Consider the following 22538-nt stretch of genomic DNA (forward strand, 5'->3'; position numbering starts at 1 on the left):
AATGTGATAATTATGGTCAAGGAAGAAGAATCGGTGCTGACTTTGGAAGACGAACAGATTGATAATGAGAAAAGTCTGCTCCTGCATAACGACGATTACAACACTTTCGAATATGTCATCGACACTTTGATGAAAGTTTGCGGACATACTTTTGAACAGGCCGAAACTTGCGCCTGGATTACGCATTACAAAGGCAAATGCGCCATCAAACACGGCAGCTTCGATGAGTTGAAACCTTATTACGATGCCATGTGCGACCATCATCTTTATGTTAGTATTCAGTGATTTAGAATTTGTTAGTTATGGCGAATTATTCAGTTGAGGAATTAAGTGGCATTCAGCAAGCCTACGATAAAATGCTGGTTGACATTCATCCTTTTGTGAATGTTCCGGAGCATCTCGCCCTGATTGAGAAGGCTTACCGTTATTGTCTTGAAAAATATGATGGAAAATATCTGTTGTCGGGTAAGGCATCGGTCTTCCATCTGATTGAAATGGCGCGCATTGCGGTCGTTGAAGTTGGCTTGGGCTATATTTCTGTCGTCGGGGCTTTTCTGCATGATATAAATTTTAAGGAAGGCGTTGGCATTGATGAAATTGAGGCGCAATTCGGCAAGACGGTTGCCATAATCGTTGAAGGATACGGCAAGATTTCGGCTTTGAAGACGGAAAAAGTCGCCTACAATTCCGATAATTTCCGCACCTTGTTCCTTTCGCTGATTGAAGACATGCGCGTCGTGCTGCTGAAAGTGGTGCACCGCGTGTACGATGTGCGCAACCAGAACGATGTCGATGCCGACCGTCTGGACAAGTATTTCCACGAAATAAAATACATCTATATCCCTATCGTTCACCGACTTGGCTTATACAAGATTAAGGCCGAACTGGAACAGATGCTGATGCAGTACGAAAATCCTGAGATGTATGCCGAGATTGAACGTAAGATTCAGGAAACGGAAGGGACTTATCAGCAGACCATGGACGATTTTCTTGCGCCTATCACGCGAGGGTTGGATGTGGAGATGGACCGCGCGAAAAGGACGGGAAAATGCAAGTTCAGCTATACGATAAAATGGCGCTTGAAGTCGATTGCTTCAATTTATGCCAAGATGATTGCGCAGAATGTGCCGTTTGAGGAAGTCTACGATTTGCTGGCGGCGCGTGTCATCATAAATTGTGCCGAAAAGGACGAAATAGAGTGTTGCTGGATTGTTTATTCGGTGATTTCTAACCTTTACGAACCTAATCCCGACCGTTTGCGCGACTGGATTACCAAGCCGAAGGCATCGGGCTACGAATCGCTGCATACGACGGTGAAATACAACGACAAGCAGTGGGTCGAGGTGCAGATCCGTTCCACGCGCATGGATGAGATTGCCGAAACGGGTCAGGCGGCGCACTATTTATATAAAGGTGAACGAAACATATCCGAAGAATGGCTGATGAATGTGCGTGAGGTGCTTGAAAATCCGGGTTTGGTGTCGTTCGAAAATTCCTACAAGCGCATTGCAAAGGCCGATAAGATATTCATTTTCACGCCGGAAGGTGATTTGAAACAGTTGCCGGTTGGCTCAACCGTTTTGGATTTTGCCTACGAAATCCATACGCAAGTGGGCGAGACCTGCAATGGTGCCAAGGTGAATGGCCGCGTGGTGCCCATCCGTTATGTGCTGGGCAATGGCGACAAGGTGGAAATCATCACGAGCAAGAAACAGTCACCGCGTGCCGACTGGCTGAACTGCGTGGTCACGGAGAAAGCCAAAAACAGGATCCGCCGTTTCCTGATGGAGGAACAGCTGAAGGAGTCGGAACAGGGAAAAGGTATGCTGAACCGCCGCCTGAAGAATTGGAAAATTCCTGTCAACGAGGATGTCATCAGTCTGTTGGTGAAGGAATACAAATTGGAAAATGCCTTGCAGCTTTATCATCAGATTTCGACCGAACAGATTGACTTGGCGGATGTCAAGAAACTGTTGGAAACCAAATTGGCCGAGAAGGAAGCGCATCAAGACAAGGTGACGGTTGAATCGGTGACAAAAAAGGAAGAGCTGCAACATTCGGAAGAGTGTCTTTCGATTGGAAAAGACATTGATAATGTGAATTATAAGCTGGCCAAATGCTGCAACCCGATTCCTGGCGACAAGGTCTTTGGCTTTGTCACAAACGATGGCAACCTCACCTTGCACCGCATCAACTGCCCGAATGCCAAGAGCTTGCAGCAGCGCTACGGCTACCGCATCATTAATGTGAAATGGAATGGCGTTGAGAGTGGCATTTCACAGGCCACGATTCGTATTTACGGTCATGATGTGATGGGCTTGCTGGGCAAAATCACGAAAGTCATTTCCGAAGATTTGGAAGTGAACATGAAGAACATCGCTCTGAATTCCGACAAGGAAGGTTATTTTGATGGGAAAATCGTCGTTCAAATTCCTGATGTCGAATCACTTGAACAATTAATGAATCGTTTGGAAAGCATCGATGGCATTCTGGAAGTGACAAGAATTGATGAATAGTGAAATTGAACAACTGGACTAATCAACCTGTCTCAAAACAATCCGTTTGAGTTTCAATCCGATTGGCTCAAGCGGATTGTTTTTTTCGGCTTGTTCCAAAATGAAATCGTGCTCGCCTTTTCCAAGTTTCATTTTTCCGATGTAAGCCGTCTGATACATTCTGTCGACACCAGGAAGAATCCTTGTAAATTCCTGATTATCACAACGGAAAACGTATTTTTTTGCATCGTTTTCGGGTAAGTATTCGATAAAGACATCATAATCAGCCGTTTCCGAAACCGCAATTTTCCACGATTTCCATGAATCGGCTTGGGTTGTCATGTAGGTCGTGGCATCGAAAGCAGCGTGAGTGAGGCCGTTTTCATCGTTGAGAATGAAACAGTTGTCATTTTCTGAAATGATTTCCGCTTCGGGTTGCTTGACCGTAATCTTATCTAACGTGTCGGGATGGGCGGCGAGGTAAGTGCCAATGCCTCGCAAAACCGATTTTTCATAATCCAAGACACTGCCATCGCCTTTCGGACCGATGTTGAGTAGGAAAACGCCGCCATGACTGACTGTGCTGAATAATCTATCCAATTGTCTTTCAATTTGTTGATTAATGTCTGGGCGCGTTATCCACGATTTGTAGCCCCATGAAGCGTAAAGCGATGCCGGATTGTCCCAAAAGACATCAGTGTAACCGACCACATCGCCATTGTCGGGCAAGGTGAGGTAATCGCCGTAATTGTTCATGATACGTCCGCTGATAAGGCATTGAGGCTGAAGTGTTTTCACCGTTTCGCGGAAACGTTGGCTTTGTTCGGCTGTCGGTAATCCCATATCGAACCAAATGGTTTCAATTTCGCCGTAATTTGTCAGTAATTCAGTGAGTTGGCTCACGATATAATCTTCCAGTTCGGGCGTGATGATTTCCAATGGTGAGTAAACCTGATTGACAAATTCGGTGCAGTCGGTCGTGGTGTCGGGTTCCATTCGGGCGATGCCTTTTGGAAAATGCCAGTCGGGGAGTGAGTAATATAAGCCGAGTTTCATGTCATACTTTTTGCAGGCTTCGGCCAATTCCGCCAAGACATCTCTGCCAAATGGCGTAAAGTCAACTATGTTGTAATCAGTGGTTTGCGTTTTGAACATGCAGAATCCGTCGTGATGTTTCGTCGTGAACACGATGTATTTCATGCCGGCATCTTTCGCCAGTTTCACAATCGTGTCGGCATTCCATTCAGTCGGATTAAATTGATGTGCAACTTCCTCATAATCAACAATCGGAATCCTTGCATGGTTCATGATTTGTTCGGCATAATAAGGTATCTGTTTGCCTTGCCAAACGCCGCCCAATTCGGAATAAATGCCGAAATGCACGAACATTCCAAAGTGAGAATTGCGCCATTCGACAAGCTCGTTTTGCGTAACCGTATCGTTTTCAATGGTTTCAGTTGGCCCGTTTGATGTGTTGGTGCATGATGCAAGCAAAATCAAAGCTAAAATTATCAGATTTATGTTTCTCATTTTATAATGATTTTTCATGCAAAAATAAGCCAAAAACATCATTTTTCTGTTTTTTGTTTGATTTTTCAATGCAACATTTTTTGAATTACTTTGATTAGTAGGTTATTTTACTATTTTTGCACGGAAATAATTATTCACACAAACAACATTTTATGAAAAGGTTTATTTTTACCATAAGTTTATTACTTTCAATTTGTTACGCACAAGCGCAATGGTCATTTCAGACCTATGGCGAATTTGACCACGACCGTACGATTGGTAACAGTGCGTCTTTGGCTTTGAAGTGCAATTATCGGTTTGCCGACAACTTCCAGATGGGTGTCGGTTTGCAAGCTACAACCGCAAGCCGTTATTCCTTGAATTTGCTTTGGCAAGTCGATTTGCTGAAAGCGCAAAGTGGCACTCTCTATTTGGAAAACCGATACCTATACCGTTTGTTTCCAAAGTATAAGACTCAGGAATTCAATGCCTTGTTGGATTTGGGATGGCGCAACCGCCATTTCAATTTCCAGTTGGGATTGTTCAATCATTACATGGCTGAAATTCCGCTCCGTCAAGACGGCGGCATGGGCACGATTTTCGAGCCTATGAATGTCGCGTTTTGCATTGAGGGCAATTTGTTTGAGCAGTCGAATCCTTGGAATGTCGGTGCGCGTATTTCAAATTACCGCGATTTTGTCATGGAGCGCGTCACCTTGTTTTTTTATAGTCTGAATGGCTATTACGATTTTGAAAATGGTTTGCGCCTTACTGCTGAGGCAGGCTTGCATCCTGCTGGCGTTCTTAATCTTTCGGCGCAGCGAAACGGTGGCTTTGTAAATGTCGGATTAATTTGGAAACCTAAAAAATGAATACTATGAAAAAGAGAAACTTATACATTTTTGCCGCTGCAACATTCATGTTTTTTTCAGCAAGTTGCAACCGCCTGGATATTGCCGGAATGATTATCAACCGCAGCGATGTGGAAGATCGCGTGAACGATTGGTTAGATTATGATGAACAAAATGGCGAACCGGTCTTTGAAAATGTTCCCGACAATTATTGCATTTATTCTTGCTCTGATGCGCATTATTCTGATAGAGATGATATTACACCTCAAGGTGAAAACGACCGTGTGTTCAAATATGTCACGGCGGAACGCAATGACAGCACTGCAATTTTCTCCATTATTGCTGGTGATTTGGCAAATGAAAGCGGTGAAACCCCTTACAAGATGATTGAAAATGCGATTCGTTATAATGCTGAGAAACAGTTAAAAAACGATCCTTGCTTTGCGATTATCGGCAATCATGATGTTTATTTCGATTGTGCAAAGTTCTACAAGCAGCATTTTCACACTTCAACTTATTCGGTGACAGTGAAAACCGTAGGCGGTCATCAGGATTTGTTCATTTTTTTGGATTCCGGCAATGGCACCCATGGCAAGCGTCAGTTGGATTGGCTCAAGGAAAAACTCTCGCATCGCAACGAATATCGCAATTGCATTGTCGTAAGTCACAATTGGCTGTTCCGCACGAGTTACAATTACACAACGACACCGGCGGCCAATCTTCCTGAAGATGAGCAATATGATTTCATGGATTTGATGAGTGATAACAATGTTTCTCTGGTTGTCATGGGACATTTCCATGCTTGCGAGCAGCGTCAGTTCAATGGCGTTACCTACGTTATGACTGACAATTTGAATGAAGAAGATGACGATCCGAGTTACTTGATTGTGAATTGCGGTGAAAAACTGAGTTTCGAGTATAAGAATCTGTAATTTGTTTTTTGTTTGCAAAAAATTGTATTTTTGCCTGCATGAAAACGTTTTGGAAAAATGCTGAGTGTTGAGCAGTTTTTGCAATTGGTAGGAAAAGGTGAAGACTCACAGGTTGAGTTTAAGGTCAGTTTGCCGTCAAAGGTGCGCGAACTGGCGGAGGAGGTGTGTGGCTTGGCCAATGCAGAGGGCGGTTTTGTCTTTATTGGTGTTGATGATGATAATCAGATTGTTGGCGCGTCAATTGATAACGCAAAACGCTCGGCTGTCATTGATTCTTTGGGCGAAATCACGCCTCAGTTGCCGTTTGAGTTTTATCCTTTGGCTGTCGGAGGAATTGAGGTCTGGGTGGTTGAAGTGCCGAGGGGCAACAATTTGCCTTACATTTATTCGGGTAGCGTTTTTGTGCGTCAGGGGGCGACTTGCCGGAAATTGAGAAGCCGCGATGAAATGATGAATTTTTTCCGCGAATGTAATAGTTTGCATTTCGACAGTGCGCCTGTTTCCAATTTCGATTTGATGGCGGAATTAGATAAGGAGAATTTCTGCGTTTTTTGTCGCAAGGCGCGTATTTCCGATGATGTTGAGCCGTTGCAGGTTTTGCGCAATCTGAATGTTTTCGACACTCGTTCAGGCTGTCCCAAGGCTGGTGCTGTCATGTTTTTTGCAGAGCATCCTGAACACCGTTTCCCGCAGTCGTGGGTGCATTGTGTGCGTTTCAAGGGCAAGGAAAATGTGATGATTTTGGATGACAAGCGGTATTTCGGCCCGATTTATCAGCAGTATGTTCAGTCGCTTAACTGGCTGATTGACAAACTTGAATTGAGAATTGTCGTCGATGATGCGGGGCCACATAAGGAGATTCTTGAATTGCCTGAGGATGCTTTGCGTGAGGCTTTGGTGAATGCGCTCAGCCATCGTGATTATTATGAGGCTGGTGCTGTTGTTGTGATTTCCGTTTACGATGATAGGGTGGTGATTTCCAATCCGGGTGGTTTGTTGTCGGAGGTCGCTGATGATTTTGGCCATCGCAGTTTGTCGCGCAACCCGTTTGTTTTTGATATGTTTACGCGTATGCATTTGGTCGAGCAGGTGGGTTCGGGCATTCCGCGTATGTGTCGTTTGATGAATGATATGGGTCTTCCTGATCCTGTATTTAATACTAAGGGTATGTTTTCCATTATTTTTTCTAGGATGGAATCGGAAAATGACGGTGTAGAATTAAAAAATGAGGGCGTAGAAATAGAAAATGTCGGAATAAAATCCGAAAATGACGGCGTAGAACTGGAAAATGACGGTGTTGAATTAAAAAATGAGGGTGTAGAAATAGAAAATGTCGGAATGAAATCCGAAAATGAGGGTGTAGAATTGAAAAATGACGGTGTAGAAATAGAAAATGTCGGAATAAAATCCGAAAATGAGGGTGTAGAATTGAAAAATGACGATGTAGAAATAGAAAATGTCGGAATAAAATCTGAAAATGATGGTGTAGAACTGGAAAATGACGGCGTAGAAATAGAAAATGTCGGAATAAAATCCGAAAATGAGGGTGTAGGAATGAAAAATGACGGTGTGGAAATAGAAAATGTCGGAATAAAATCCGAAAATGAGGGTGTAGAAATAAAAAATGACGGTGTAGAGATAAAAATCAAACTTAATAAAACACAGTCGAATTTGCTTGAAATCTTATCTCGCAATGGTGTTTTTTCGGCAAAAGACTTGACGGAAATGTTGTCGGTGTCGTTGAGTACTGTTGAGCGTAACTTGTCGTTTTTGCAAAAGAATGGTTTCATTAAGCGTGAAGGTTCTGACCGTTATGGCAAGTGGATTGTCTTGAAGAAAAAATGATTGTCTTATGAAACTCTCCGTTTTAGTCCCGAAGCAGACCGATAGGTTGCGATATATTTTCGACTTGATGCTTGGCGATTTGTTAGGCATTGATTTTGAATTGTATACCAATCCGGAAAGGTTCGCATCGGTTGAAGGTCCGAAACTGAATTACGGTTGTGAAAGGGTAGGACAGGAGCCTCTGCAAAAGGCTGTGAATCTGCTTTTTGAACGCAATATTGTGGAACAGGACCTCAAAACCATAGATTTTGAGGGCACTAAAGCGCTGTTCCCCGTTTACGGCAAGGATAATCTGCTGCCTTTCGATTTTTTTGCGGCTTCGTTTTATTTGGTCTCGCGTTATGAGGAATATCTGCCTCATGTGAGCGATAAGTTTGGCCGTTTCAAGGCTGAATCGACCTGGATGTTCGAGAATGGCATGTTGCAAAAGCCTTTGGTGAACATCTGGACGATGAAATTAGGCGAAAGACTGCAATCACAATATCCTGAATTACAGCTAAAAAAACGTAAATTCAGTTTTCTTCCGACATACGATGTTGATGCGGCGTGGGCCTATAAGCACAAGGGCTTTTTGCGCACTTCGGCATCTTTTCTGAAGAATTTGACCGCTCACGATTTTGATTTGATAAAGGAGCGTCATCAGGTGCTTTTCAGTCATCGGCGTGATCCTTTCGATTCATTCGACTTGCTTTTCGATTTGCAGAAAAAATACAGTTTGCACCCCATTTTCTTCATATTATGTGGCGATTACGACACTAACGACAAGAGCATTTCCATCCGCAACGATGCTTTTCAGGCCTTGATCAAACGCATTGGCGATTATGCCGATGTGGGCATTCATCCATCGTTTGCATCCTATCTCGATTCGGAGAAACTGCGTGTGGAATTGGAACGTCTTTCATCGGTGCTGAACCGCGATGTCACCAAGGGCCGTCAGCATTTCCTGAGAATGAATTTGCCACGCAGTTATCAGAAACTCATCGAGTTGGATGTTAAGGACGATTACACAATGGGTTTCGCATCGCAGGCAGGTTTCCGTGCTGGCATTGCCGATGCTTTTCCGTTTTTCGATTTGGAAAATGATGTCGTCACACCGCTTGTGGTGCATCCTTTCGCTTTGATGGACGGCACCATGCGCGACTACCTGAACCTGAATCTTGACGATTCGTTTGAGTTGGCTTGCCGTTTGGTGGACGAGGTGAAGGCAGTCAATGGGATATTCATCTATCTTACTCATAATGAAACGCTTGGTGGTGAAAAGCGTTGGGTCGGCTGGCCCGAAATGTATGAAAAACTGATTCAGTATTGCTTGAAATGAAATGATCAGGTATTTGCGCCATAACGAAATCGACAGGGAAAAATGGGACGCTTGCATCCACGACTCGGAAAATAGTCTGGTGTATGCCTACTCATGGTATTTGGATGTCATTCATCCCGATTGGGAAGCATTGGTGAAAGACGATTACACTGCCGTCATGCCGCTCACAGGGGGCCGGAAATTCGGTGTCAATTATCTGTTTCAGCCTTTTTTTGCACAACAGCTGGGCATTTTTTCGCCTGAATGTATGAATCTGAAAGACAATGAATTCATTGAAGCTATTCCCGCAAAATTCCGTTTTGTTGAAATCAGACTCAATGCCTTGAATGCTTTGCCGCCTGCGACAAATGGCGTGGAAAATCACACCAATATCCTGCTGTTCCTTGATGCGCCATACGAGTTCCTGCGAAACCATTATCACACCAACACGAAACGCAATCTGGCCAAGGCCGAAAACAATCATCTCCGTTTGGTGAAAAATATTGATATTAAGGATATTATCGATTTGTTCCGTGCCAATCGTGGAGCAAGTGTAAGCACTTGGGGCGATGCCGAATATGCGCGTCTGCAATGTCTTTCGGCTGTGGCTTTGCAACGGAATCGCGCTTTCACTTATGGCGTCGCAACTCCCGATTCCGATGAGTCCGATGAGATTGTGTGCGGTGCATTGTTCATGAAAAATAAAGGACGCATCACTTTTCTGTTTTCGGGCTGTGGCGAAAAAGGCAAGTCGCTGCAAGCCATGACTTTCCTTTTGGACAGCGTAATTCGCGAGTTTTGCAATGCACAGAACGTCCTCGATTTTGAAGGTTCCGATAATGCAAATCTGGCACGTTTTTACGAAGGTTTCGGTGGCGAAAATTTCGCATATTCGGGCTATTCTGTCAACAGAATGTCGTTTTTTGGACGTTCCTTGCTGCACATTTGGAAGAAAATTTAGGCATTTGGCACCAAATCTGCCTTTTGTTTACCTTTATTTATTATTTTTGGAGCCTAAAAACTCAAATCATGATGAAAGTAAACAACTTAGGCCTGCAAGACAGCGTTTTCAACCAGTTTTTGTCCGAAATCCGTGATGCTGAAATTCAGAAAGACCGTATGCGTTTCCGCCGCAATTTGGAACGTTTGGGCGAAATCATGGCTTACGAAATCAGCAAAACGCTTGAATATAAACAGATTGACGTGCCGACACAATTAGGCATCAAGGAAATGCGTGTGCTGAAAGAGCAACCCGTCATTGCCACGATTCTGCGTGCCGGACTACCATTTCACAATGGTATTCTGAGCGTGTTCGACCGTGCCGACAACGCTTTCATTGCCGCCTATCGCAAATACGACAAGAACGAGGATTTTGAAATCAAGGTGGAATATTATTCCACGCCTGACATTGATGGCCGCACTTTGATTCTTTGCGACCCGATGCTGGCAACGGGCGAATCGTTAGTGAAGACATTACGCGGTTTGCTGAACGATGAAATGCAGCCGAAACACATACACATTGTGGTGGCCATTGCCAGTTCCGAAGGACTGGAATATGTGAAACGTATGCTTTCGCGTATGCCAGTGACGCTTTGGGTTGGTGCTGTGGATGAGGAACTTACGGCTCATGCTTACATTGTTCCTGGACTTGGCGATGCCGGCGATTTGGCTTTTGGCGAAAAAATGTAATGTGACAGTTCCTCTCCAAATCTTTATATCTTAAATCTTTAAATTTTAAATCTTAAATCCTTAAATTACCCCACACATGGTAAAAATAAAACGCGACGGTTTTGGATCAAAATTCGGTATTATTGCTGCTGCGGCTGGATCGGCAGTAGGTTTGGGAAACATTTACCGCTTTCCTTGCGAATTGGGCGATAATGGCGGCGCCGCTTTCCTATTGGTTTACCTTATCATCGTGCTGGTTCTGGGCGTTCCGGTGATGCTTTCCGAATTGGTCATCGGGCGCCGCTCGCAATCCGATGCAGTCGGTTCGTTCAAGAAACTGGCACCCAAAACGGCTTGGCCTATAGTAGGTTACATGGGAGTTGCCTGCGGTTTCATCATTTTGTCATTCTATTCGACGATTTCAGGCTGGACTTTGGAATATATCTACAAGTCATTGATAAACGGCTTCCAAGGAAAGGATTTGACCATTTTGGAACAAGAGTTTTCCGATTTTCACAACATGGGTTGGAAAAACGTGATGTGGCAAGGGATTTTCATCTTTTTGACAGGTTTTGTCGTTTTCAAAGGCATTAAGAAAGGCATTGAAAAATATTCCAAGATACTGATGCCCATGCTGTTACTGATGTTGATAGTTTTGGCCATTCGTTCCGTTACCTTGCCTGGTGCAAAAGATGGCCTTTCCTTCCTTTTCCATCCCGATTTTTCAAAAATCAATGGTGAAGTGCTCATCAGTGCGCTCGGTCAGGTGTTTTTCTCGCTGAGTGTGGGCATGGGTGCTTTAATAACTTACGGCTCGTATATTCAAAAGAATGATAATCTGACTACTACGGCCTTGTCGGTGACGTTATCTGATACTTTGGTTGCAATTTTGGCGGGTATCGTCATATTTCCGGCAGCCTTCTCGTTTGGCATTCAGCCCGAGGCTGGTATGGGACTGGTGTTCAATACTTTGCCTCTGATTTTCAACCAAATGGCTGGAGGTTATCTTTTCTGCCTGATTTTCTTTGTCTTGCTGGCTGTTGCGGCTTTGACTTCGACGATTTCTCTGCTTGAAGTGATGGTGGCCTATCTGGTTGAAGAAGTGCATATTCAGCGCAAATGGGCTACGGTCTTTGCTTGCGTGGCAACCATGAGCCTGGGCGTTTTCGCCTCTTTGAGCCTGATGGACAATACGCCGTTTTCGGTTGGCGGAAAAACGTTTTTCGATGGCCTTGATTTCCTGTCTTCCAACATTTTACTTCCGATTGGCGGCTTCTTGATTGTGATTTTTGTGGGCTGGTATCTGGGCAAAAAGAAATTCTATGATGAAATCACCAACGAAGGTAAACTGAAAATGCGCATTAAGCCGGTTATCCTGTTCATTATCAAGTTTGTGGCTCCTTTGGCCATTGCCTTGATTTTCGTCAGTGGTTTGGGGCTGTTCAAATAATGCTGTCATGGACGAATTTAACGATGGTTTTCTGAGATTTAGCAAAGGCGAGCGTGTTGCCATCATTTCGTTGGCTGCCGCAATTGTCATTCTAATAGTGTTAAGTATTTGGAAACCATTTCATCAGGAAACAGGACCATACGGATTTCATGCCTTGGATTCATTGATTGCGGCGCGCCAAAATGCCATGGATGCGCAAACAGAGAAACCGACTTCGGAGGTTGTTGCCGATGAACCGCATTTGACGCCTTTTCCATTCAATCCCAACGGTTTACCAGAGGAAGAATGGCGCAAAATGGGTTTGACCGACCGTCAGATACGCACCATCAAGAATTATGAGGCAAAAGGAGGCAAGTTTTACTCGAAAAACGATGTCAAGAAAATGTATTCGATTAGCGATGAAGAGTATGCGGAACTGGAGCCTTTCATCGTCATTCCGCCTATGAACCGCAGCATTTACGACCACTCAAACCGCCAATACGATGATAAAGGTAATGCCGAAAAAGAATCGAAACCGACTGAAACAAAGGTGATTGCAATGGTTGAAATCAACGCTGCCGATTCGGCTTTGTTCGGACAGTTGCCAAAAGTCAGTCCGTATTTGGCAGCCCGAATCGTGACTTATCGCAATAAGTTGGGCGGATTCCTGAATTTGGAACAATTGTTGGAAGTGAAAGGCATGGATTCGGTGCATTATCAGGCCGTTTTGCCGTATCTGCAATTCCAATCCGTTGAAACAAAGAAAGTTGACATCAACCGCGATGATTTCAAGACACTGGTCAATCATCCATATCTGGATTATGATAAGGTGAAGGCCATTTTCAAGCACCGCGACACAAAGGGCATGATTAAGAACTGGGCGCAATTGCAAACTGTGACGAAAAATGCCGGAGAACTAAACCCAATGTTGGAATCGTATGTTAAGTTTTAATTTATAGAAAAATGAAAAGAATACTATTTTTATTTTTGTTTGTTTCAGTTTTGCCTTATACAAAGGTTTGGGCTGATGAGTATGATTTTTATCTGGAATGTGAGACAGGGCAAACATTATATTATGGAATTATTGATGATTTTGACCATAATTGGGTCTCGGTTGTCCGCCCTTCGGATAACTGGGTCGGGTATGAAAAACCAGCAGGAGAGATGCTGATTCCTTCTTCAGTGCAATACAATGGCGTGACATATTCGGTGGTTCGGATAGGATATTATGCTTTTATGAATTGCACAGATTTGACAGGTTCGCTCATACTTCCGCCAACAATAAGAGATATTGGTGATTCGGCTTTTAAAGATTGTTCGGGCTTTAACGGCACGTTGACCTTGCCGAGTTCTATTGTGGGAATTGATTGTGAAGCGTTTTCGGGATGTTCGGGTTTTACTGGTGCTTTGGTGATTCCTGAAAATCTGAATTATATACAAGGAGAGTCGTTTTTGAATTGCAGCGGTTTTACCAGCCTTACCTTGCCACAGACTATGGAGGGCATTGGCTTTAATGCCTTTCAAGGTTGCTCTGGTTTTACTGGCACTTTGACGCTATCGGAAGGATTGTTTGAAATCGATAACGAAGCGTTTGAAGGCTGTAGTGGTTTTACAGGTCCGTTGATTATTCCAAATGGAGTGAAATATATCGAATCGTCAGCGTTTCAGAACTGCTCTGGTTTCACAAGTCTTTCCTTACCTCCGTTTTTGAGTAGGTTAGGAACACGATGTTTCTATAATTGTTCAGGAATGATAGGGGAATTAGTGTTACCGGAAGGCTCTTACGATGTTGAATATTATGCTTTTAAAAATTGTTCGGGTTTTACGGGACTTTCCATTTTGTGCAATCTTTATGAAATCCAATCTGGTGTTTTCGCTGGCTGTACAGGACTTCAGGGTGAGTTGCATTTGCCGAATACAGTCACCAGAATTGATGATGAGGCATTTATGAACTGTTCAGGCCTCGAAATTCCATCTGGTTTTCCTGCATCCTTGGAAAGCATAGGCCGAAGGGCTTTTAAGGGCTGTGTCAGTTTTGCAGGCGAATTGGTTCTGCCAGAACATCTTACTTCCATTTGGGACGAGGCTTTCAGCGGTTGCACGGGTCTGTCGGGACAGTTGGTGTTGCCTACAGCTTTGAAAAAGGTGCTTGGAAAAGCCTTTTTGAATTGCCCGTTCTCTGAAATTTATGTCAAATCGCATATTCCACCTGAAATTGTGGAAGATTCTTTTGAGGGTATGCCTTTCGATATTCCTGTTCATGTGGAGTGTGGTATCGTGTACCTGTATCAGCATCATCCTTATTGGCATGTGTTTGAACGGATTTCAGGAGAGTTTGTGTATGAGTTTTTGGCAACATCAAGTCATGAAGCATGGGGAACTGTCACGATTCAGCATGAGCCTGATTGTCAGGATGACCAAGCAGTGTTGCTGGCTGAGCCTAACGATGGCATGAGGTTTTCGCATTGGACAAAAAACGGAAGCATTGTCTCAAGGAATCCTCAATTGTTCATCACTGTCGATGAAAATATAGAAGTTGTCGGTCATTTTGTTCCGGCGAAAGGTGAAAAAGATGCAGTTGTTCAACCGTAAAACATAATGAAAGTGTCATGAAGAGTTTATTTGTTACTGTATTGCTGTCAGTCGTGTTTTTCGTGGATGCTTACGCCTACGATTTTTCGGCAGCGTGCCCTACGGGTCAGGTCTTATATTATAGCATCATCGATGCTGAACATCATTATGTCTCCATTGAATGTCCGAATTTCAGTTATTATGCGCCATGGCAGGGATTTGACAAGCCTATGGGCGATGTCGAGATTCCATCAACAGTTTTTTTTCAAGGAACGGCTTATACTGTGACGGCAATCGGCGACCATGCTTTTTATAGTTGTGAACAATTGAATTCAGTTTCGATGCCGCCTACGGTGAAACGAGTCGGGGAGGAGGCATTCCAAAGTGACAGTGCATTGGCTACTGTTGAATTTGGTGAGAATTTGCATTACATTGGAGAACATGCTTTCGCGTATAGCGGAATTGCCGGTCATCTTGAAATCAATGTCGATACTTTGGATAAGCAGGCTTTTTTTTCATGCCATTCGTTGTCGTCTTTGCATATTGGCGATAGGGTGAAACGTATTGATGATTGGGCTTTCAAATATTGCGCCTTGAGCGGTTCAATCACCATACCCGAAACTCTGGAAGAGATTGGCGGCGGTGTGTTCGATAACACTTTCGACACGTTGTATTATAACGCCATAGATTGCCATAATGTTGGCAACTATGGAGATAGTCCATTTGATTATTGTGATAATTTGCAGAAGGTCATTTTCGGTGATAATGTCAAGCGCATTCCGCAGAACTTGTTGAAAAACCTTAGTAACCTGACAGGCAGTTTTGATTTGCCGGAATCCTTGGAAGTGATTGAAGTTTCTGCTTTTTGGGGCTGCTCTGGCCTGACAGGACCGCTTCGTTTTCCGCCTCATCTCGTCAGCGTTGGGAATTCTGCTTTTTCCGGATGTGTTGGAATTACGGAAATTGTGTTTTCTGAGAGTATGCGCGAGTTGGGAGACTATGTCTTCAAAAACTGTCATGGCTTACATTCTGTAACGCTTCCCAGTTATCTTGAATACGTTGGGTCGAGTGTGTTTTATGCTTGCAATGCGATAGAAACAGCCGTATATGATGTCGTTTATAACAGCCGCGACAATAGCGGTGATGTTTTCGATATGTGTTACGCATTAACGGAATTGACCATCGGTGAAAATGTCAGGTATTTCGAAGGATCGATTGCTTCTGCCTGTAATGCATTATCAACAGTGAACTATAATGCAATCAACTGTATGTCAGCAGATCCCGTTGTCTGGTATTGTGATGGCGTTTCGGTAATCAATGTGGGTGGCAATGTGCGTCGTATTCCGGACAAAGCATTTGAGGAATGTAATTTTCAGACGCTCAATATGCCTGAAGGCGTTTTGCACATCGGCGAAAAAAGTTTTTATTTTTGCAATAATGTGACTGAATTGGAAATTCCAAATTCGGTGCGTACGATTGGCAAAGATGCTTTTACGGAATGTACAAGTTTGCGTCGTTGTGTCATAGGCAATGGGGTGGAGTCTATTCCTTCGGGAACCTTTTCCTATTGCTCAAATTTAACCGAGGTGGTTATTGGCAGCCGAGTGGGTAATATGGCAACAGATATTTTCACTTATTGTGACGAACTGACCGACATTTATGTCAAGTCAATCTATCCGCCATATATCCAAAGTTGTTTTTTCTATAATCCTTCTCCTTACACAATTCACGTTCCTTGCGAGGCGGAAGCAATCTATCGTAACACTTTGGGCTGGAGCGAATTTTCGCATTACGAATCGGTCTCCCCAGAGGTTTCGGTCGCTTCAAATAATATTACTTCGGGTGTGGCTGAAATCCTCAGGCAGCCTTCGTGCAATGATGTCTTGTCCATAGTGAAAGCCACTCCTGTTGAAGATGCCGAGTTTGTGGGCTGGTATAATGGCGCACTTTGTGTCTCGGAGGAACCGATTTATAGTTTCGATGCTCCTGAAGATGTGGCACTTGTAGCCCGTTTCAGTGCGCCTTGGGATCAACTGAATGAACTTGAAACGGAATCCGTGAAAGTATTCCCTAATCCTGTTACGAATGTCTTGCATATTGATGATGACGAAATTCTTTCCATTGAATTGTTTGATTTACAGGGAAGATGCATGAAAAAGGTGAGGAATGTAGCCCAAGAAACGAATATCGTTGATGTTTCGAGTCTTCTTTCAGGCTTATATTTGGTGAGAATCATTGACCGAAATGGCAGCGTGACAATGCAGAAAATCGTAAAGAATTAGTTTTGTTGGCAGTTGCTGTAAAAAACTAAACTGAAATGAAAAAATTTGGATTAATCTTAATATTACTGTTGGCTTTGACAATTCCATCGAAAGCCGCCTACATTCTTATCCCGATGGACAACACCCAGACCAATCACCTGAAGGCGTATGGCGTGGCTTATTGGGTCTTGCAACGCGAGGTGGAAATCAGCTGGTTGTTGAACTACAAAGGCGGGAGTTATCTGATTCCGTATCACGAAATGTTTGAGCGCGAGTGCAAGATGCGCAGCGTCAGCTATCAGGTCATTGCTGATGCGCAGGCCGATGCAATCCTGGCCGAAATCGCTGATCCTGGCGTGAACATGGACGAGATGAAGTTACAGAAAGTGCCGCGCATTGCGGTCTATGCACCGAAAAACAATCTGCCTTGGGACGATGCCGTGACCATGGTGCTGACCTATGCAGAAATACCTTACGATGTGGTTTACGATGATGAAGTCTTGCAAGGCGTATTGCCTACCTACGACTGGCTGCATTTGCATCACGAGGATTTCACGGGACAATATGGCAAATTCTGGTCGCGCTACCGCAATTATCCTTGGTATCAGGAAGATGTGCGCTTACAGGAGGAAACGGCACACCGATGGGGTTTCCAGAAAGTGTCGCAACTGAAACTAGCTGTGGCGAAGAAAATCCGTGAGTTTGTGGCAGGTGGCGGTTACATGTTTGCCATGTGTTCTGCCCCCGACAGTTTCGATGTGGCTCTTGCTGCCGATGGTCTCGACATCTGCGATTACATGTTCGATGGCGACCCGATTCATGCCGGCGATACCAAACGCTTGAATTATGATAATTGCTTCGCATTCACCGATTTCACTATCTCGACAAATCCTCAGGAATACGAAATTTCCAATATTGATGTCACTGAAGGCCGCAGCCGTATGGTGCAGGAACAGAACGACTATTTCCTGCTTTTCGATTTCTCCGCCAAGTGGGATCCTGTGCCAACCATGCTCACGCAATGCCACGAAAGGCTGATTAAGGGTTTCATGGGACAGACAACGGCTTTCAACAAGGCATACGTCAAACCTTCGGTCATCGTTTTGGGCGATAATGCCGCATTGAATGAGGACCGTTACATTCATGGTAATTTCGGCAACGGTTTCTGGACTTTTTTCGGCGGCCACGACCCCGAGGACTACCGCCACATTGTCGGCGACCCGCCAACGGAATTGGAAATGCACACCAATTCACCAGGCTTCAGGTTGATTCTGAACAATATTTTGTTTCCTGCGGCTAAGAAAAAAGAACAGAAGACGTGATTTTGATTTGTTTTTTTGTCAGAAGAAAAATCAAGCATGATGAAGGAGAACGAGACGAATAAGATATCCATACGTTTTTATAACGACCGCGAAGTCAGGGCTGTGTGGGATGCAGGAAAACAGCAGTGGTTTTTCTCGGTACTGGATGTCATTGGTGCCATCAATCAGCAAGATGACTATGCTAAGAATCGTAACTATTGGAAGTATCTGAAAACGAAACTCAAACGCGAACAACCTGAGTTGGTTAGTGCCACTAACCAACTGAAGTTGAGGGCTGTGGATGGCAAAAGATATGCCACCGATACGCTCAATGCTGATGGCGTTGCTCAATTGGCAAGAAGCATCAACAATGCAAGGGCAATCCAATTCCTTGATTGGCTCACATATAGCGACAATACCATCGATGGCCAGAGTAGGAAGAAGGCTTACACGCTTTTCGAGAGCAATATGCTGGATTCCATTCCCGTTGGTACGGTGCAAGGATTGCAACAAATTCACGCCTATCTCTTTGGAGGTCTGTATGATTTTGCAGGACAAATACGGCAAAAAACGATTTGGAAAGATGGCACTTTGTTTTGCCGAGCCGAATATCTCCATGAGAATCTCAGGAAAATAGAACAGATGCCGGAAAATACTTTCGATGAAATCATGGACAAATATGTGGAGATGAATGTGGCGCATCCATTCATGGAGGGCAATGGACGCAGCACCCGTATCTGGCTTGACCTGATTTTCAAAAAAAATCTGAAGCAGTGTGTGGACTGGAGCCGAATTGACAAGAAAGACTATCTTGCTGCCATGAAGGCAAGTACAACCAATGCACAACCCATTAAGAACTTGATTCAAAAGGCTTTGACTGACGACATCAATAGTCGCGAGATATTTATGAAAGGCATTGATTATTCATATTATTATGAGCAGGCTGATGAAGCATGAAACGCGACATGGATTTTTGCTAAGTAACCCTTAAATAATAAGTTGTAACAAATCTATACATTAGCCATTGTTTTCCTGTTGAACGCAAATTGCCACAAATTTTTCATAAATTAATGTGAATTAACTGATATACTTCTAATTATGGTTTATATTTATGATTCATTGACGAAAATTTGCGTTTAGCGAAGCGAAAAAACAGTTATTACCATTACAGGTTGTTTTTTTAATTATCACTAACACAAAATCCATCGAAATTTATGTTGGTCACTATTGATAAAATTCCTATTTTTGACCCCTTATTAAGAAACATCAAACTTATAACTATGAAAAGACATTTACTCTTCTTGATTATCGCCCTTTTGGGTGTGAGCATAGCTCAGGCAAAACCTGTCGATGTTGCTAAGGCTCAACGTCTTGCAACAAGTTTTGCAAAACATCATTCGGGCCTTTCGCGTTCGGCTGACGAGGCAGTTTTGTCGTACACGCTCCGGGGCACTAACGGCATGGCCACGATGTACGCCTTCAACGTTGGCAATGGTTTTGTGATCATTGCCGCCGACGATTGCGCACGTCCCGTTTTGGCTTATTCCGATGAAAGCGCTTTCGATTACGAAAACGGTCCGGAAAACATGAAGTGTTTCCTTGGTGAAATTTCCGAAAGCATTGCTCAGGCCGTTCAGGCAGGCAGCCATGCTTCTGCCGACATTGCCGCACAATGGAAACAGCTTGAAAACTATGGCAACATTTCGCGTGGCAGCAACGTTCCTGTGGTTGGCCCGTTGATTCAGACCAAATGGAATCAGTCGCCATTGTACAACAGATATTGCCCTCCCGGGACACCTACTGGCTGCGTGGCAACTGCTATGGCCCAAATCATGAAGTATTGGAATTATCCGGCACAAGGCACTGGCTCACACAGTTATATGCATCCTGTTTATGGCGAGCAGTCGGCTGATTTTGGCGGAACCACTTACAATTGGGACATCATGCCTATGTCATTGGGCAACCAGTCGACAGATGAAGAAATCGATGCCGTGGCAATTCTGTCGTATCATTGCGGTGTGGCCGTCGACATGGATTATGCTACCGATGGCAGCGGTGCTCAATCGCCAGCTGTGCCAGGCGACATGGCGACATATTTCAGCTATGCTCCTGAAGCACGTTATGTTGAAAAGGGTGGTACACCGACAAGAGTTTGGGAAGATATGCTCCGTGCAAATTTGGACCAGAATATGCCGATTTATTACTCGGGCTATGCAGGTGCCGACGGTGGTCATGCTTTTATTTGCGACGGTTATGACGTTGATTATCTTTTCCATTTCAATTGGGGTTGGGGCGGCGCCAGTAACGGTTATTTTGTCATCGATGGCGATGATTTTGAATACAGCAGCGGCCAGGGTGTCATCCTTGACATGGCTCCGAAAGATTTGTATTCGGCAATGCCTGTGGCACCTGACACATTGGTTATCACTGTTGAAAACGATGAATCCCTGTTTGGAACGCTTTCTTGGGTCAATCCGACGGTGACGGTCAGTGGTGCAACGGTTTCCACTTTCGATAAGGTCATTGTCAAACGCAATGGTTTCGTGATTCATGAAGAGGAAAATGTGGCTGCCGGCGCTAACATGAGCTATACCGACAAAGTACCGTATTTCGACCAATTTGAATATTCCGTCATTCTGGTCAATGGAGGCATGGATGGCCGTCCTGTCTATAATACGGTTTCATACGGTCCATATTGCCAGTGGAAAGTGGTGCTTTCGGGCGGCGATTTTCAGGGATGGAATGGTGGCGGCATCTCCGTTAGAAATGGTTCAGGTACCGAAACGGCTTTTGTGACCATGGTTTCGTCATCGGTCGCCGTTGAGAACATTCAGGTGGCTTTGGGTCGCAATTCGTTTGTTTGGGTTGAACCTGAAACTGCTGTCAGCAAAGTCGGTTTCTCCATCAAGGATGCCGATGGTAATGTGGTGTTCAGTTACAACGGTTCTTCTGCTCAACTTGCACCGGGCGAAATCGCCAATATCAACAATGGTTGTGGCAACGAAAACATCTGCACCGAACCTTTCAACTTGAAGGCTGTCACCCAACAGGATGACAATACTAACATTCTGCTTACATGGGAATCAGACGTGACGCCTGAATTTGGTTACTGCATCTATCGCGATGGCTTCATTTTCCAGATGTCGTCGGAGAAACAATTCCTTGATGAAAACACTTCGATTGGTGGCCATTGCTACCGTGTGTCGGCACTTTGCAGTGGTGGTGAATCGGAACTTTCCAACGAATATTGCGCCAATTCGGGTTCGGGTTGCGAACCGCCTATGCGACTCTATCTCACAATCCAGAGCAATGGCCGTCCATTTATCCATTGGGAAGCACCTGAAGGCGGCACACCGAATGGTTATCTGATTTACCGTAAGGCCGAAGGTGAAAACTACCAATTGATAAAGCCTACTACGGCATTGGAATATAAGGACAATGCCAGCCTTGCTGAAGGAAAGTACTATTATGCCATTACAGCCATGTATTCCGACATTCAATGCACTTCGGCCTATGCAGCGGCTTTGTATAATCCGGATGAGTTCTTTGTGGAATATAACAAGACCGCCACGCCTGATGGTTTGGTTGTAGTTGATAATACGGATAGTGTCCAATTGGCATGGAATTACGCTGCATTGGCTGAAAGCCACAAGCTCTATCGCGATGGCGTTCTCATTGCTGAAAACCTTACGGAAAACACCTTCACGGATGAATCCGTCGAAGAAGGCAAAACCTATTGTTATAAGGTGACCGCCATGAAGGAAGGGGTGGAATCAGAACCAACTAATGAGGCTTGCGCCACGGTTTCGGGCGAACCCGTTTTGCCTTGCTCGGCTCCAACTGCTTTCAATGGCACTATGCAAAGCGGTATAGTCCATTTGGAATGGACAGCTCCAGCTGACAGAGTTCCTGACGGTTATGCTTTGGTCATTACCGACACCCAAAGCGGGGCAGTCGTTGTCACCGAAAACCTCGCCGAAACCAGTTTCGATTTTGGTCCGATGACAGAAGCCTTCGATTACAAGTTCCAGGTGAAGGCCGTTTATGCCGAATGTGAATCGGAATTTGCACTGACGGCAACGGGCGAAGATTTCCTCCGTTACTTCAATACCGGTGTCGCTGATTTGACAATCAACTGCCAGATTTATCCTAACCCGACCAACGGCAGCGTCATGATTGAGGCAAAGGATATGAAATCGGTGACGGTCACCAACCTTGTCGGTCAGCAGGTTTATGCCATTGCTTGCGAAGGCGATGCCTTGAATCTTGACCTTAGCCAGCAGCAGCCGGGCATTTATTTCGTTAAGATTGTCACGGCATACGGCGAAACCACACAGCGTGTTTCTGTGATGAAGTAATTAGAAAATATGGGTTTTATG

The 22538-nt window shown here is 44.4% G+C and carries 16 protein-coding genes; 15 read left to right on the plus strand and 1 reads right to left on the minus strand.

Features of this window, described 5'->3' with window-relative positions; translation table 11 throughout:
• The first annotated feature begins 12 nt into the window (after nucleotides 1-12).
• Together AC06MN_RS00935 and AC06MN_RS00940 are read left to right on the plus strand one after the other, a co-directional pair.
• Nucleotides 13-285, plus strand: a complete 273-nt coding sequence (locus AC06MN_RS00935; RefSeq protein ID WP_475670483.1) for an ATP-dependent Clp protease adaptor ClpS — start codon at nucleotides 13-15, stop codon at nucleotides 283-285.
• A gap of 17 nt (nucleotides 286-302) precedes the next feature.
• Entirely contained in the window at nucleotides 303-2516 is a 2214-nt protein-coding gene (locus tag AC06MN_RS00940; protein WP_475670484.1) for a RelA/SpoT family protein, read from the plus strand.
• An 18-nt stretch (nucleotides 2517-2534) separates the two neighbouring features.
• Here the strand turns inward: AC06MN_RS00940 and AC06MN_RS00945 are convergent, their stop codons facing one another.
• Nucleotides 2535-4025: an alpha-L-fucosidase gene (locus AC06MN_RS00945; protein WP_475670485.1), complete on the minus strand. Its 1491-nt coding sequence runs from the start codon at nucleotides 4023-4025 to the stop codon at nucleotides 2535-2537.
• 152 nt (nucleotides 4026-4177) lie between these two features.
• On the opposite strand from AC06MN_RS00945, the gene AC06MN_RS00950 reads away from it, so the two are divergent.
• From AC06MN_RS00950 to AC06MN_RS01010, 13 genes are all read left to right on the plus strand, one after another.
• Nucleotides 4178-4876 (plus strand): hypothetical protein, encoded by a 699-nt coding sequence (locus tag AC06MN_RS00950; protein ID WP_475670486.1) that lies wholly within the window; start codon nucleotides 4178-4180, stop codon nucleotides 4874-4876.
• A gap of 5 nt (nucleotides 4877-4881) precedes the next feature.
• Complete coding sequence (locus AC06MN_RS00955; RefSeq protein ID WP_475670487.1) at nucleotides 4882-5787, plus strand: metallophosphoesterase family protein; 906 nt, start codon at nucleotides 4882-4884, stop codon at nucleotides 5785-5787.
• Between the two features lie 57 nt (nucleotides 5788-5844).
• On the plus strand, nucleotides 5845-7632 hold the full coding sequence (locus AC06MN_RS00960) for an RNA-binding domain-containing protein (protein ID WP_475670488.1): 1788 nt from the start codon (nucleotides 5845-5847) through the stop codon (nucleotides 7630-7632).
• Nucleotides 7633-7639: 7 nt separating this feature from the next.
• Entirely contained in the window at nucleotides 7640-8950 is a 1311-nt protein-coding gene (locus tag AC06MN_RS00965; RefSeq protein WP_475670489.1) for a polysaccharide deacetylase family protein, read from the plus strand.
• A 1-nt stretch (nucleotide 8951) separates the two neighbouring features.
• Entirely contained in the window at nucleotides 8952-9890 is a 939-nt protein-coding gene (locus AC06MN_RS00970; protein WP_475670490.1) for a hypothetical protein, read from the plus strand.
• A gap of 71 nt (nucleotides 9891-9961) precedes the next feature.
• A complete protein-coding gene (gene upp / locus AC06MN_RS00975) occupies nucleotides 9962-10618 on the plus strand; it encodes a uracil phosphoribosyltransferase (RefSeq protein ID WP_475670508.1) in 657 nt (218 codons plus the stop codon).
• A gap of 76 nt (nucleotides 10619-10694) precedes the next feature.
• Nucleotides 10695-12047, plus strand: a complete 1353-nt coding sequence (locus AC06MN_RS00980; RefSeq protein WP_475670491.1) for a sodium-dependent transporter — start codon at nucleotides 10695-10697, stop codon at nucleotides 12045-12047.
• Between the two features lie 7 nt (nucleotides 12048-12054).
• Nucleotides 12055-12978: a helix-hairpin-helix domain-containing protein gene (locus AC06MN_RS00985; protein ID WP_475670492.1), complete on the plus strand. Its 924-nt coding sequence runs from the start codon at nucleotides 12055-12057 to the stop codon at nucleotides 12976-12978.
• An 11-nt stretch (nucleotides 12979-12989) separates the two neighbouring features.
• Entirely contained in the window at nucleotides 12990-14618 is a 1629-nt protein-coding gene (locus AC06MN_RS00990; protein WP_475670493.1) for a leucine-rich repeat domain-containing protein, read from the plus strand.
• A gap of 17 nt (nucleotides 14619-14635) precedes the next feature.
• Nucleotides 14636-16879, plus strand: a complete 2244-nt coding sequence (locus AC06MN_RS00995) for a leucine-rich repeat domain-containing protein (RefSeq protein ID WP_475670494.1) — start codon at nucleotides 14636-14638, stop codon at nucleotides 16877-16879.
• A 35-nt stretch (nucleotides 16880-16914) separates the two neighbouring features.
• Nucleotides 16915-18180, plus strand: a complete 1266-nt coding sequence (locus AC06MN_RS01000; protein ID WP_475670495.1) for an asparagine synthetase B — start codon at nucleotides 16915-16917, stop codon at nucleotides 18178-18180.
• 36 nt (nucleotides 18181-18216) lie between these two features.
• The gene (gene fic / locus AC06MN_RS01005) at nucleotides 18217-19116 is read left to right on the plus strand and encodes a protein adenylyltransferase Fic (RefSeq protein ID WP_475670496.1); all 900 of its coding nucleotides are present in this window, start codon (nucleotides 18217-18219) and stop codon (nucleotides 19114-19116) included.
• A gap of 323 nt (nucleotides 19117-19439) precedes the next feature.
• Nucleotides 19440-22517, plus strand: a complete 3078-nt coding sequence (locus AC06MN_RS01010; RefSeq protein WP_475670497.1) for a C10 family peptidase — start codon at nucleotides 19440-19442, stop codon at nucleotides 22515-22517.
• Nucleotides 22518-22538 lie beyond the last annotated feature (21 nt).

It is taken from the genome of Candidatus Limimorpha sp. (genome assembly GCF_056203535.1).

Coding starts and splice junctions, on each gene's coding strand:
- AC06MN_RS00960 (WP_475670488.1), top strand. CDS start 5,845: ATGCTGAGTGTTGAGCAGTTTTTGCAATTGGTAGGAAAAGGTGAAGAC.
- AC06MN_RS00995 (WP_475670494.1), top strand. CDS start 14,636: ATGAAGAGTTTATTTGTTACTGTATTGCTGTCAGTCGTGTTTTTCGTG.
- AC06MN_RS00935 (WP_475670483.1), top strand. CDS start 13: ATGGTCAAGGAAGAAGAATCGGTGCTGACTTTGGAAGACGAACAGATT.
- AC06MN_RS00980 (WP_475670491.1), top strand. CDS start 10,695: ATGGTAAAAATAAAACGCGACGGTTTTGGATCAAAATTCGGTATTATT.
- AC06MN_RS00985 (WP_475670492.1), top strand. CDS start 12,055: ATGGACGAATTTAACGATGGTTTTCTGAGATTTAGCAAAGGCGAGCGT.
- AC06MN_RS00965 (WP_475670489.1), top strand. CDS start 7,640: ATGAAACTCTCCGTTTTAGTCCCGAAGCAGACCGATAGGTTGCGATAT.
- AC06MN_RS00950 (WP_475670486.1), top strand. CDS start 4,178: ATGAAAAGGTTTATTTTTACCATAAGTTTATTACTTTCAATTTGTTAC.
- AC06MN_RS00940 (WP_475670484.1), top strand. CDS start 303: ATGGCGAATTATTCAGTTGAGGAATTAAGTGGCATTCAGCAAGCCTAC.
- upp (WP_475670508.1), top strand. CDS start 9,962: ATGAAAGTAAACAACTTAGGCCTGCAAGACAGCGTTTTCAACCAGTTT.
- AC06MN_RS00955 (WP_475670487.1), top strand. CDS start 4,882: ATGAAAAAGAGAAACTTATACATTTTTGCCGCTGCAACATTCATGTTT.
- AC06MN_RS01000 (WP_475670495.1), top strand. CDS start 16,915: ATGAAAAAATTTGGATTAATCTTAATATTACTGTTGGCTTTGACAATT.
- AC06MN_RS00945 (WP_475670485.1), bottom strand. CDS start 4,025: ATGAGAAACATAAATCTGATAATTTTAGCTTTGATTTTGCTTGCATCA.
- AC06MN_RS01010 (WP_475670497.1), top strand. CDS start 19,440: ATGAAAAGACATTTACTCTTCTTGATTATCGCCCTTTTGGGTGTGAGC.
- AC06MN_RS00990 (WP_475670493.1), top strand. CDS start 12,990: ATGAAAAGAATACTATTTTTATTTTTGTTTGTTTCAGTTTTGCCTTAT.
- fic (WP_475670496.1), top strand. CDS start 18,217: ATGATGAAGGAGAACGAGACGAATAAGATATCCATACGTTTTTATAAC.
- AC06MN_RS00970 (WP_475670490.1), top strand. CDS start 8,952: ATGATCAGGTATTTGCGCCATAACGAAATCGACAGGGAAAAATGGGAC.